The organism is Bradyrhizobium canariense, from assembly GCF_018130465.1.
GTDB lineage: Bacteria > Pseudomonadota > Alphaproteobacteria > Rhizobiales > Xanthobacteraceae > Bradyrhizobium > Bradyrhizobium canariense_C.
Window position 1 is genome coordinate 36,240 of sequence record NZ_JAFCKJ010000005.1, and the last position, 12,764, is coordinate 49,003.

The following is a 12,764-nucleotide window of genomic DNA, read 5'->3' on the forward strand; positions in this document are numbered from 1 at the left end:
CAAGCCAACACCAGGCGTGCTATAAAGTCTAATCTTCCTTTCTAATCAATATCGATAAATTTCATTTATCGGTCAGGAAAATCCTTCCAATGCTGGACTTCAGATCGATCGAGACGTTCCTCTGGGTTGTGAAGCTCGGCAGCTTTCGCGGCGCCGCAGCACGCCTCAACACGACCCAGCCGGCGATTTCCCAGCGCATCGCCCAGCTCGAGCGCGAGATGGGCGTGAAGCTCCTCAACCGAGATCATCGCGTGGCCTCGCCGACGCCGAGCGGCCGGCAGATGATGGTCTACGCCGAGAAGCTGATCGGCCTGCGCGCCGCGATGATCGCCGAGATCGGCGACCGCTCGGCGATGCGCGGCGTGATGCGGCTCGGCGTCGCCGAGACCATCGTGCACACATGGCTGCCGCGGCTGGTGAAGAGCATGAACGAAGTCTACCCGAACCTGTCGCTGGAGATCGAGGTCGACATCACGCCGAACCTCACCGCGCGCCTGCTTGCGCAGGAGATCGAGCTTGCTTTCGTCGTCGGTCCGCTCTCGGCCTCCGGAGTTCACAATCGCGTCCTCGCCGACTATCCGATCGGCTTTCTCGCCAGCCCCTCGCTCGGCCTCGGCCATGGACCGGTAACGCGGGCCGAGCTCGCACGGTTTCCGATCATCACATTCCCGCGGAAGACGCGGCCCTACGAGGTCGTGCGCGAGGTGTTCGACCGGCCGGAGCTGCCGCCGATCCGGCTGCACGCCTCCGCCTCGCTTGCAACCGTCATCCACATGGCGGTCGAGGGCCTCGGCATCGCCGTGATCCCCGACGCCATCGTCGAGAACGAGCTCGCAGACGGGCGGCTGCAACTGCTCGACACCGATCTGGAAATCGCGCCGCTGACATTCACCGCAAGCTGGCTCGCCTCGCCCGACGTCGTGGCGGTGGAGCGCGTCGCAGAGCTTGCATGTCAGATTGCGCAGAGCAGCCTCGCAGTTGACGCGCCCGCGCCGGCGCGTCATTGAAACAGGCGCCGGACAACTGAGAGACTGACCGCATGAGCCGAGCCGCCACCAATTTGCAAATCGATTCCGCCCGCCTCTGGGGCTCCATCCACGAGACCGCGCAGTTTGGCGCGACGGCCAAGGGCGGCGTGCGGCGGCTGACGCTGAGCGCAGAGGACAAGCTGGTGCGCGACTGGTTCCGCAAGGCCTGCGAGGACGCCGGCCTCGAAGTGCACACCGATGCGCTCGGCTCGCAGTTCGGCCTGCGCAAGGGCCGCGACATGTCGAAGCTGCCGGTCGGCATCGGCTCGCATCTCGACACGCAGCCCACCGGCGGCAAGTATGACGGCATTCTGGGAACGCTCGGCGCACTCGAAGTGATCCGCACGCTGAACGACGCCGGGATCGAGACCGAGGCGCCGATCTGCGTCGTCAACTGGACCAACGAAGAGGGCTCGCGCTTCGCTCCCGCGATGATGGCCTCCGCGGCCTATGTCGGCGACTTCACCACCGACGACATCCTGTCGCGCAAGGACGCCGATGGCACCACCGTCGGCCAGGCGCTCGACGGCATCGGCTATCGCGGCGACAAGCCGGTCGGCTTCCAGAAGCTCGGCTGCTTCGTCGAGTTGCACATCGAGCAGGGCCCGATCCTGGAAGCCGAAGGCAAGACCATCGGCGTGGTCGATTCCGGCCAGGGCGTGCTCTGGTACGACGGCAAGATTTCCGGCTTCGAGAGCCATGCCGGATCGACGCCGATGCCGCTGCGGCGCGATGCGCTGGCGACGCTGTCCGAGATCGTGCTTGCGATGGAGGCCATTGCGAGGAAGCACGGGCCGAAAGCGGTCGGCACCATCGGCGAGGCCGTGATCGCAAACCCCTCGCGCAACGTCATTCCCGGCGAGATCGCCTTCACGATGGATTGCCGCAGTGCGGATGGCGCGATCATGGATGCGCTCGATCGCGATCTGCGCACCGCGATTGCCGAGATCGCCGCGCGCCGCAAGGTCGAGGTGAAGATCGACCTGGTCTGGCGCAAGCCGCCGACGCACTTTGATCCCAAGCTCATTGCCGCCGTCGAGAACGCGGCGAAGACGCTCGGCTATTCCTCTCGCCGCATCACCTCCGGCGCCGGCCACGACGCCTGCAACCTCAATACCGTCATGCCGGCGGCGATGGTGTTCGTGCCCTGCAAGGACGGCATCAGCCACAACGAGCTCGAAGACGCGACGCAGCCCGACTGCGCCGCGGGCACCAACGTACTCATGCACACAGTGCTGGCGATCGCCGGCGTCGCATCCTGACCGGAGAGAGCCATGCGCGGAGTTTTCGTCGACGCCAATGAAGCTCTCGCCGTGATCATGGAGCGGCTGGAGCAGCCCGGCGACCCAAAGGTGCGGATCCACAGGGATCCCGACATCAAGCCCGAGCAATATCCCGAGATCCTCGACGGCGCCGAGATCGCGATCGTCGACCACACCGCGCTGCCGACCGATGTCGCAAAGAAGTGCGCGGGGCTGAAGCATGTCGTGTTCCTCGGCACCGGCGCACGCAGCTACATGAACCCGGAGGAGCTCGCTGAGCTCGGCATCTCCGTGCACCTGATCAAGGGCTATGGCGACACGGCGGTCGCGGAATCCGCGATCGCGCTGATGTGGGCTTCGGCCCGCGTCATCGCGATGATGGACCGCGAGATGCGCGGCGGAAACTGGCTGCGCGAAGACGGTATGCAGCTCACCGGCAAGACGCTCGGCCTGATCGGCTTCGGCGGTATTGCCGCGGAAGTCGCGCGCATTGCCTCGGGCAGCGGCATGAAGGTGATCGCCTGGAACCGCTCGCCGAAGAGCCATCCGGGCGTGGAATTCGTCGATCTCGATACGGTGCTGGCGCGAGCCGATGTCGTATCGCTGCATCTGCTGCTCAACGACGAGACCCGCGGCATGATCACCCGCGAGATGATCGCGAAGATGAAGCCGGGCGTCATCCTCATCAACACCGCCCGCGCCGCCGTCGTCGACGAAGCCGCCATGATCGACGCGCTGAAGTCGGGCCACATCCGCCATGCCGGCCTCGACGTCTTCAACATCGAGCCATTGCCCGGCGATCATCCGCTGACAAAACTGCCGAACGTAACGCTGTCGGCGCATTCTGCGTTCCGCACGCCCGAGGCGAGCGAGAACCTCATTCATGCGGCATGGGAGCACTGCCGCAGAATCGTGAAGGGATAAGAGCAACAACGATGGCTGATTACCGCACCGTTAAGGCTGAGCCGCTCATCAATGTCGTCCGCGCCATCGTCAAGGCCGGCGGGTCTACGGACCGCGAGGCCGAGCTCGTCTCCACCAATCTCGTCGAGGCCAATCTTAGGGGACACGATTCGCACGGCGTCGGCATGATCCCACGCTACGTCCAGAGCGTCACCACGGGCGGCCTCGCCGTGAACCAGCACGTCAAGATCGTGCTCGACACCGGACCGCTTCTCACCCTCGACGGCCTCACCGGCTACGGCCAGGTGATCGGCCATGAAGCGATGGAGCTGGCGGCAGAGCGTGCCAAGCGCAACGGCGTGTGTCTCGTCGGCCTGTCGAACTCGCACCATATCGGCCGCATCGGCCACTGGGCCGAGCAGTGCATCGACCACGGGCTGGTCTCGATCCACTTCGTCAACGTGATCTCGCGTCCGATCGTGGCCCCCTGGGGCGGCAGCGATGGGCGCCACGGCACCAACCCGTTCTGCGTCGGCATCCCGCGCAAGGGCAAGGACCCCATCGTGCTCGACTTCGCCACCAGCAGGATCGCGCAGGGCAAGACCCGCGTCGCCCACAACAAGGGCGTCGAGCTCGAGCCCGGCACCATCATCGACAACGAGGGCAAGCCAACCACTAATCCGCGCTACACCGTGATCCCGCCGTACGGCGCCATTCTGCCGTTCGGCGAGCACAAGGGTTCGGGGCTGGCGCTGGTGTGCGAAATCCTCGGCGGCGCGCTCTCTGGCGGGCAGGTAGTCAAGGGCCCGTCCGACGGCAAGCACAACGTCCTCAACGGCATGCTCTCGATCATCATCGATCCGACCAAGCTCGGCACCGCGGAGAATCTCGCGCGCGAAGTCGAGAGCTTCGTCGCGTGGCACACCGGCTCGCCGCCCGCCCCCGGCGTCGACAGGGTCAAGATCGCCGGCGACCCCGAGCGCGAGACCAAGAAGAAGCGTTCGGCCGAAGGCATTCCGGTCGATCCGACCACCTGGCGGGATATTTTAGAAGCCGGGAAGAAGTTCGGGCTGGATCAGGCCGCGATCGAGAAGATCGCGGGCTGAATCATCATTATCGATGTCGTCCCGGCGAAGGCCGGGACCCATAACCACAAAAAGCGGTTTGGCGAAGACTCGCGGTTACCAGCTCACACCACAACATTTCGCTGGGGTAATGGGTCCCGGCCTTCGCCGGGACGACCCCGTGGTTAGCACCCTACCCTAATCCACCATGTCCGCGACCGCCTTGCCGCAGGCGGTCGTGTCGGCGTTGCCGCCGAGGTCCTTGGTGCGGAGTGTGCGCTCTGCCAGCGTGCGCTCGATCGCCTCGACGATCGACTTGCCGGCTACCTTCTCGCCGAGATGTTCGAGCATCATCGCGCCGGACCAGATTGCGCCGATCGGATTGGCGATGCCCTGCCCCGCGATATCAGGCGCCGAGCCGTGCACCGGCTCGAACACCGACGGGAAATCGCCCTCGGGGTTGATGTTGCCTGACGGCGCGATGCCGATGGTGCCGGTGCAGGCCGGGCCAAGATCGGACAGGATGTCGCCGAACAAATTGGAGCCGACCACGACGTCGAACCAATCCGGGTGCAGCACGAAGTTCGCGGTCAGGATGTCGATGTGGTACTTGTCCCACTTCACGCCCGGAAACTTCTTCGCCATCGCCTCCACGCGCTCGTCCCAATAGGGCATGGTGATGGAGATGCCGTTCGACTTGGTCGCCGAGGTCAGGTGCTTCTTCGGCCGCGACTGCGCGAGCTCGAATGCGAACTTCAGGATGCGATCGACGCCGATGCGGGTCATCACCGTCTGCTGCGTCACGAACTCACGGTCGGTGTCCGGGAACATGCGGCCGCCGACGGAGGAATATTCGCCTTCGGTGTTCTCGCGCACCACCCAGAAATCGATGTCGCCGGGCTTGCGGTTTGCCAGCGGCGACGGCACGCCCGGCATCAGCCGCACCGGGCGCAAATTCACATATTGGTCGAACTCGCGGCGGAATTTGATCAGCGAACCCCAGAGCGAAACGTGGTCCGGAATCTTGGCCGGCCAGCCGACTGCGCCGAAGTAGATGGCATCGTGCTTGCCGATCTTATCCTTCCAATCATCGGGCATCATCTGGCCGTGCTTCTCGTAATAGTCCCAGGACGAGAAGTCGAAATGATCGAAATGAAGGGACACCCCGTGCTTCTTCGCCGCGGTCTCCAGAACACGCAGACCCTCCGGCATCACTTCCTTGCCGATGCCGTCGCCGGGAATGACCGCGATCCGGTATTGTTTCTTGCTCATCGAGAACGTCCTTGATTGGTCCGGCAGCCGCCGCCTTTTTGACCGCACTGCAATGGACCAAACGCGGCGGCAGTGCAACGCTGCACTGCAATGTTGACCATGGCGCGGCCAACCGCCTACTGATTTTATTCTGTTCCCACCGAGCGAGTAACTCCCATGGATCTGCATCTGCGTGGCAAGCGCGTCCTGATCACGGGCGCGTCCAAGGGTATCGGCGCAGCCGCCGCCGAGGCCTTTGCCGAGGAAGGCTGCCATCTCCTGCTCGCCGCCCGCAACGGCGATCAGCTCAAGGCTCTGGCCGAGCGCTTGCGCTCGGCGCACCAGATCGATGCCGCCACGAGCATCGTGGACTTGCGCAAGAGCGAGGATTTGACGCGGCTTGCCAAGGAAGCCGCCGACATCGACGTGCTCGTCAACAATGCCGGCGACATCCCCGGCGGCTCCATCGACAAGATCGACGAGGCGACCTGGCGGCACGCCTGGGAATTGAAAGTGTTTGGCTACATCAACCTGACGCGGCAGATCTATGCGCAGATGAAGGCCAAGGGCGGCGGTGTCATCGTCAACGACATCGGCGCCGCCGGCGAGAAATTCGACGCCAACTACATTTGCGGCAGCGCCGGCAATGCCGCGCTGATGGCCTTCACCCGCGCGCTCGGGGGCAAGAGCCTCACCGATAACATCCGCGTGGTCGGCATCAATCCCGGCCCAGTCGGCACCGACCGTCACGTCACCCTGCTGAAGACGCGGGCAAAGCACCAGTTCGGCGACGAGAGCCGCTACAAGGAATTCCAGAAGAGCCTGCCGCTCGGCAGGCCTGCGCATGCGCGCGAGATCGGCGACCTCATGGCGTTTTTGGCGTCGGATCGCGGCGGCTATACGTCGGGCGTCATCTATACAGTGGATGGCGGCATCAGCGCCGGTTGGGGTTAACTCTATCCGCGTCATTGCGAGCGCAGCGTAGCAATCCAGGAATGCATCCGCTGTGGCAGTCTGGATTGCTTCGCTGCGCTCGCAATGACTATTGAATAAGCACAGGAGTAAATAGTTGTCTCAAGACCTGATCCGCGAAACCGCCCGCGCCGTCGTCGACAAGCTCCGCTCCGGCGACGTCTCGCCGCTCGAACTGCTGGATGTGCTGGAGAAGCGCATCGCTGAGGTTGACGGCAAGGTCAACGCGCTGCCGACGCTGTGCTTCGATCGCGCACGAACCAACGCGAAAACGCTGATGCAGAAACCGGCCGGCGCGCGCGGGCTGCTCGCGGGCCTGCCGGTGCCGATCAAGGATCTCACCGACGTTGCCGGCGTGCTGAACACACAGGGCTCGCCGATCTTCAAGGACAACATCCCGGCGAAGTCCGACCTCATGGTCGAGAACCTCGAGGCCAATGGCGCGGTCGTCTACGCCAAATCCAACACGCCGGAATTCGGCGCCGGCGCCAACACGTTCAACGAGGTGTTCGGCGCGACCCTCAATCCCTGGGATACGACCAAGTCGGCGGCCGGCTCCTCCGGCGGCGCTGCCGTGGCGCTCGCCACCGGCATGGCCTGGCTCGCACAAGGCTCCGACATGGGCGGTTCCTTGCGCAGCCCCGCAGCCTTCTGCGGCGTTGTCGGCATGCGGCCGAGCATCGGCCGCGTCGCGCACACGCCCAAGTCGGGCATTGATCGCAATCTCGGCGTCGTCGGACCGATGGCGCGCAACGTCGAGGATCTTGCACTGCTGCTGGACGCCATGAGCGGCGACTATGCGGACGATCCGCTGTCGCTGCCGGCGCCCGCGACCTCTTTCCTGTCAGCGGCTCAATCGGGCAAGAAACCGAAGCGCATCGCCTATTCTCCCGATCTCGGCATCACGCCGGTCGATCCCGAAGTCAAGGCGCTCACGCGCAAGGCCGCGGAGCGGTTCGCTGAAGCCGGCGCCGTCGTGGAGGAAGCGCATCCGGATTGGCGCGAGGCGCATGAGTGCTTCCACGTGCTGCGCGCGTTCGACTTCGCGATCAGCAAGGCACAGCTGCTGCGCACCAAGCGCGACCTCCTCAAGCCCGAGGTGATCTGGAACATCGAGGAAGGCCTCAAGCTCACGGTCGAGCAGCTCGAGCGCGCCGAGGCGCAGCGCGTCGGCATGACCGCGCGCGCGATCGAGTTCTTCAACAGCTACGATCTGCTGCTGGTACCGACCACGATCGTGCCGCCCTTCCCGATCGAGCACCGCTATGTCGCCGAATGCGCGGGCAAGAAGTTCGACAATTACGTCGAGTGGCTCGGCATCGTCTATGCCATCACGCTCGCCTGCTGTCCCGCACTGTCGCTGCCGTGCGGCTTCACGGCGTCGGGACTTCCGGTCGGCCTGCAGGTCGTCGGGGCTCCGCGCGCGGATGCGCAGGTGATCGCCGGCGCGAAGACGCTGGAGGACATTTTGGGCGTGCGCGGCACCACGCCGATTGATCCGAAGGTGAAGAAGTAGTCTCTCGTGCCCCGGACGCAGCGCAGCGCCCCTTCGGCGGTGCGCTGCAGAGCCGGGGCCCATCTCTCTGCGACCTCTCGCGCATCTCCTGGGTCCCGGCCCTGCGGCGCAGCGCTTCGCGCAGTACCTTGGCCGGGACAAGAGAGATACTCACCTTCCGTCCGTCGCCTCCAGGCTCCGGCTATACCGCGACATCGCGAAGCAGAAGACAAAATAGATCCCGGCCACGAAGATGTAGACTTCGACGGAGAATTGCTGCCACGCCGGATCGATGATCGCGGTCTTGGCCGTCGTCAGCAGGTCGAAGATACCGATGATCAGGACGAGACTGGTGTCCTTGAAGAAGGCGATGAAGGTGTTGACCAGCGGCGGGATGACGTGGCGGATCGCCTGCGGCAGGACGATCAGCCTGTTCTTGCGCCAGTAGGACAGGCCGAGCGCCTCGGCGGCCTCGTATTGCCCGCGGGGCACGGCCTGGAGGCCGCCGCGAATGACTTCGGCAAGATAGGCACCCGCGAACAGGATGATCGCGACCTGCGCACGCAAGAGCTTGTCGATGTTGAATCCGTTCGGCATGAACAGCGGAAACATCACGCTCGCCATGAACAGCAGACTGACCAGCGGCACGCCGCGAATCAGCTCGACATAGAGCACGCTGAGCGAGCGGATCGCCGGCAGTTTTGAGCGCCGGCCGAGTGCGACGAGGATGCCGAGCGGGAAGCCGAAAGCCAGACCGAAGGTCGCCAGGATCAGCGTCACCGGCAAGCCGCCCCAACGGTCCTGCGAGACGAACGACAAGCCGAGTATGCCGCCCCACATCAGCATGCTGATCAGCGCAAGAGCGGCGATCCAGAGATAGGCTAATTCGCGCCGCCATAAGGTGCGGCGGGTGGAGAGATAGAACAGGGCGATGAACAGCAGCACCGCCAGCGCCGGCCGCCACTGCTCGTCGAACGGATAGGTGCCAAACAGGATGAAGCGATATTTCTCGGGGATGATCGCCCAGCATGCACCGACGCCGCGTACCGCGCGGCAGGCGCTGGAATCGTTCGCGGGGGTGAGCCAGACCGCATTGGCGATGCCCCACTGCGCGAAGCTGAAGATGCCCTTTGCGAGCACCGCCAGCAACACGACCGAGAGGATGCCGTTAGGGATCGACGAGAACAAATTTGTGCGCAGCCAACGCAGCACCGGGTTGCCGATTTGCGGGCGGCGGGCGGCGCGCGGTGCTTCCGGAATGTCGGCGATCGCCGTCATGGTCAGCGCTCCACCAGCGCGATGCGCGAATTGTACCAGTTCATGAAAAAGCTGATGCCGAGGCTGATGGTGAGAAACACCGCCATGATCAAAGCAATCGCCTCGATCGCCTGCCCGGTCTGGTTTAGCGTCGTGTTGGCGACCGAGACCACGTCCTGATAGCCGATCGCCACCGCGAGCGAAGAGTTCTTGGTCAGGTTGAGGTACTGGCTCGTCATCGGCGGCACGATGACACGCAGCGCCTGTGGCAGGATGATCTGCCGCAGCATGAAGCTGCGGCGCAGTCCGAGCGCATTGGCGGCATCCCACTGGCCGCGCGGCACCGACTGGATGCCACTGCGCACGATCTCGGCGATGAAGGCCGAGGTGTAGGTGACGAGCGCGATCAGCAGCGCGAAATATTCCGGCGCGAGCGTCAGCCCGCCGACGAAGTTGAAGCCGCGCAACTCAGGCCATTCGATCGGCCAGGACACCCCGAGCAGCACGGACACCGCCGCAGGCAGCACAACGAGCAACCCGAGTCCGAAAGGCCAGGCCGGCCGCGGCCTGCCGTCGCGCATCTGCTGCGCGATCAGCCTCCGCCGGATGACGTAGAACACGACAAGCCCGAGCGCTGCCGTGCCGAGCACCCAAAGCTGCGGCGTCCCGATCGGAATCGCCGGCAGGATCAACCCGCGATTGGACAGGAACACGCCCTCGATCGGCCGCCATGCCGCGCGCGCGGCCGGCAGCGCTTGCATCAGCACGTACCAGAACAGGAGCTGGAGCAGCAGCGGGATGTCGCGGAGCGTTTCGACATACACCGCGGCGAGCCGCGACAGCAGCCAGTTGGCCGATAGCCGCGAGATGCCGATCACCGTGCCCAGAATGGTTGCAAGCACGATTCCGATCACGGCGACGCGCAGGGTGTTGGCGATGCCGACGACGAAGGCCCAGAGATATGAATCTCTTGGATTGTAGGCGAGCAGGCTGTCGGCGATGGGCATGCCGGCCTCACGGCCGAGGAAGGCAAAACCGGTCGTGATGCGGCGCGCGGAGAGGTTGGTGACCGTGTTGGACCAGAGGAAGACGACGACCGCGACTGCGATCCCGACCACCAGGACCTGCCAGAACAGGCCTTTCAGCTCGCGTCGTCCGAAAGCGCCGAAGAAGCGGCGGCTCGGCGGCGGTCTCGGAGCGTCTGACGTCACAGCACAAAAATCCTTCTCAAGACGGCGATTTCCGGCAGCGCACGTCAACTGTTGCACCAAACCCTACTTCGTGCAACAAATGTTTCATGGTCGAGCCCGCGAAATCCTCGCCGCTGAGCGAACTGCGCATTGCATTGCCATCGCTCCCGATGCGGTTGCAGGAGGTCGGGCGTTTCGTCGCGGCCAACGATTACGATGCCACCACGCGTTCGATGCGCGATCTCGCAGCGGTTGCCGGCGCCGATCCCGCCGCGTTCACGCGGCTTGCCAAGGCGATCGGCTATTCGGGCTGGGATGAGTTGCGCGCGGCGTTGACGGAGGCGCGGCGGCCTTCGCAGATCGCGCCCTTCTCCGGCCGCGCCAAGAGTCGCCGCCACGGGCCGAACGCCGATGTCGCGCTCGTCACCGACAAGCTGGAGGCCGAGGCCGCCGGCCTGCCGCGCATCCCGGCCCAGCCAATCGTAGAGGCGGCGCGCGCGCTCCACGACGCCAAGCGGATCTGGATCACCGGCTACCGAAGCTGCCGCAGTGTCGCGGAGCTGCTGAACTACGAGCTCCGGCTGTTTCGTCCCGAACAGGTGCAGCTCGTCGGCGCGTCCGGCCCCGACGATCTCGACCTCGGCGCGTTCCAGCCCGGCGAAGCCGTCATCGTCATCGGCTTCCTGCCCTACACGCATGCAAGCGTCCGCGCAGCACAGGCGGCCTATCGTGCCGGCGCCGCCCTGATCGCGATCGCCGATAGCCCCTCGGCGCCGATGGCTGAAGGCGCCGACCACGTGCTGCTGTTCGAGGCGGCCTCCTCTCCCGGCTTTTTCCCGAGCCTCACCGGCGCCCTTGCGATAGCGCAATCGCTCGCCGCCGTGACGTTTTCGCTCGGCGGCACGGCCGCCAAGAAGCGTCTGGAAAATACCGAGGCGCGGCTGGCCGCGGCCTCGACATACGTTTCAGAGAAAGGTTGACCCATGGCCGCTCGCACCAGCCGCCTGCTGCATCGCTCGCTGCGCGAAACGCCGCCCAAGGCGGTCGGCGGCGAAGGCGTCTATCTCTTTGCCGAGGATGGACGCCGCGTGATCGACGCCTCCGGCGGCGCGGCGGTCTCTTGCCTTGGCCACCAGCATCCGCGCGTCATCGCGGCGATGACGAAGCAGGCCTCGACGCTGGCGTACGCCCACACGGCCTTCTTCTCGTCCGAGCCGGCGGAGGCGCTTGCCGAGACGCTGGTCGGCCACGAGCCCGGTGGCCTCGCCTACGCCTATTTTGTCAGCGGCGGATCGGAAGCGATCGAAGCCAGCATCAAGATTGCGCGGCAATATTTCATCGAACGCGGCGAGCCGCAGCGGCAGCATTTCATCGCTCGGCGCCAGAGCTATCACGGCAACACGCTCGGCGCGCTGGCCGCCGGCGGCAATGCCTGGCGGCGTGCGCCCTATGCGCCGCTGCTCTCCGACGCCTTCAGCCATGTGACCCCGGCCTTCGCCTATCACGAGAAGCACGACGGTGAATCGGATGCGCAGTTCGTGGCGCGGCTCGCCGCTGAGCTCGAAGCCGAGTTTCAGCGGCTTGGCCCCGACACCGTCGCGGCGTTCCTCGCCGAGCCCGTCGTCGGCGCGACCGCCGGTGCCGTCACTGCACCGGACGGTTATTTCAGGGCAGTGCGCGAGATCTGCGACCGACACGGCGCCCTGCTCATCCTCGACGAGGTCATGTGCGGCATGGGCCGCACCGGCACCACGCATGCATGGGAGCAGGAAGGCGTGGCGCCCGATATCCAGGCGATCGCAAAGGGCCTCGGCGGCGGTTATCAGCCGATCGGTGCAATGCTCACGAGTGGCAAGATCATCGACGCCATCCGCGCCGGCTCGGGCGCCTTCCTGCACGGCCACACCTATCTGGCGCATCCCCTCGCCTGCGCTGCTGCGCTCGCGGTGCAGGACGTTATCCGCGAGGACGGCCTGCTCGACCGGGTTAAGGAGCGCGGCAAGCAGCTCGAGCAGCGGCTCACCGAGCGCTTCGGCAATCACCGTCATGTCGGCGACATCAGGGGCCGCGGCCTGTTCTGGGCGATCGAGCTCGTCGCCGATCGCGCCAGCCGGACCTCGTTCGATCCCGCGCTGAAGCTGAACCAGAAGATCAAGGCGGAGGCCTTCGCCAACGGCCTCGGCTGCTATCCCGGCGGCGGCACCGTGGACGGCGTCCGTGGCGACCACGTGCTGCTGGCGCCGCCCTATATCGCTTCGCCGGAGGAGATCGACCTGATCGTCGACAAGCTCGGCACGGCCGTCGACAACGTATTGCGTAGTGTCAATCACTGAGGGGAGAGT

General features: G+C 65.2%; 11 protein-coding genes. 8 read left to right on the forward strand and 3 right to left on the reverse strand.

All coding sequences use genetic code 11. From position 1 onward, the window contains the following. Nucleotides 1–89: 89 nt before the first annotated feature. The 4 genes from JQ591_RS15805 to JQ591_RS15820 are packed head-to-tail and all read left to right on the forward strand — an operon-like array spanning nt 90 to nt 4,299. A complete protein-coding gene (locus JQ591_RS15805; protein WP_211396941.1) occupies nt 90–1,007 on the forward strand; it encodes a LysR family transcriptional regulator in 918 nt (305 codons plus the stop codon). 32 nt (nt 1,008–1,039) lie between these two features. Next, the gene (locus JQ591_RS15810) at nt 1,040–2,290 is read left to right on the forward strand and encodes a Zn-dependent hydrolase (RefSeq protein ID WP_211396942.1); all 1,251 of its coding nucleotides are present in this window, start codon (nt 1,040–1,042) and stop codon (nt 2,288–2,290) included. A gap of 12 nt (nt 2,291–2,302) precedes the next feature. Then, complete coding sequence (locus JQ591_RS15815) at nt 2,303–3,214, forward strand: NAD(P)-dependent oxidoreductase (protein ID WP_211396943.1); 912 nt, start codon at nt 2,303–2,305, stop codon at nt 3,212–3,214. Between the two features lie 11 nt (nt 3,215–3,225). Then, a complete protein-coding gene (locus tag JQ591_RS15820) occupies nt 3,226–4,299 on the forward strand; it encodes a malate/lactate/ureidoglycolate dehydrogenase (protein WP_211396944.1) in 1,074 nt (357 codons plus the stop codon). A gap of 156 nt (nt 4,300–4,455) precedes the next feature. Here the strand turns inward: JQ591_RS15820 and JQ591_RS15825 are convergent, their stop codons facing one another. Then, nucleotides 4,456–5,529: a tartrate dehydrogenase gene (locus JQ591_RS15825; protein WP_211396945.1), complete on the reverse strand. Its 1,074-nt coding sequence runs from the start codon at nt 5,527–5,529 to the stop codon at nt 4,456–4,458. 156 nt (nt 5,530–5,685) lie between these two features. Between JQ591_RS15825 and JQ591_RS15830 the strand changes: the two genes are divergently transcribed. Both JQ591_RS15830 and JQ591_RS15835 read left to right on the forward strand, forming a co-directional pair. Then, a complete protein-coding gene (locus tag JQ591_RS15830; protein ID WP_211396946.1) occupies nt 5,686–6,462 on the forward strand; it encodes an SDR family oxidoreductase in 777 nt (258 codons plus the stop codon). A gap of 115 nt (nt 6,463–6,577) precedes the next feature. Beyond that, nucleotides 6,578–7,996 (forward strand): amidase, encoded by a 1,419-nt coding sequence (locus tag JQ591_RS15835; RefSeq protein ID WP_211396947.1) that lies wholly within the window; start codon nt 6,578–6,580, stop codon nt 7,994–7,996. 150 nt (nt 7,997–8,146) lie between these two features. Here the strand turns inward: JQ591_RS15835 and JQ591_RS15840 are convergent, their stop codons facing one another. Next, nucleotides 8,147–9,253, reverse strand: a complete 1,107-nt coding sequence (locus JQ591_RS15840; RefSeq protein WP_211396948.1) for an amino acid ABC transporter permease — start codon at nt 9,251–9,253, stop codon at nt 8,147–8,149. A gap of 2 nt (nt 9,254–9,255) precedes the next feature. Further along, complete coding sequence (locus JQ591_RS15845; RefSeq protein WP_211396949.1) at nt 9,256–10,443, reverse strand: amino acid ABC transporter permease; 1,188 nt, start codon at nt 10,441–10,443, stop codon at nt 9,256–9,258. 86 nt (nt 10,444–10,529) lie between these two features. Here JQ591_RS15845 and JQ591_RS15850 point away from each other — a divergent pair, with 86 nt between their 5' ends. Beyond that, the gene (locus tag JQ591_RS15850) at nt 10,530–11,402 is read left to right on the forward strand and encodes a MurR/RpiR family transcriptional regulator (RefSeq protein ID WP_211396950.1); all 873 of its coding nucleotides are present in this window, start codon (nt 10,530–10,532) and stop codon (nt 11,400–11,402) included. A 3-nt stretch (nt 11,403–11,405) separates the two neighbouring features. Beyond that, a complete protein-coding gene (locus JQ591_RS15855) occupies nt 11,406–12,755 on the forward strand; it encodes an aspartate aminotransferase family protein (protein ID WP_211396951.1) in 1,350 nt (449 codons plus the stop codon). Nucleotides 12,756–12,764 lie beyond the last annotated feature (9 nt).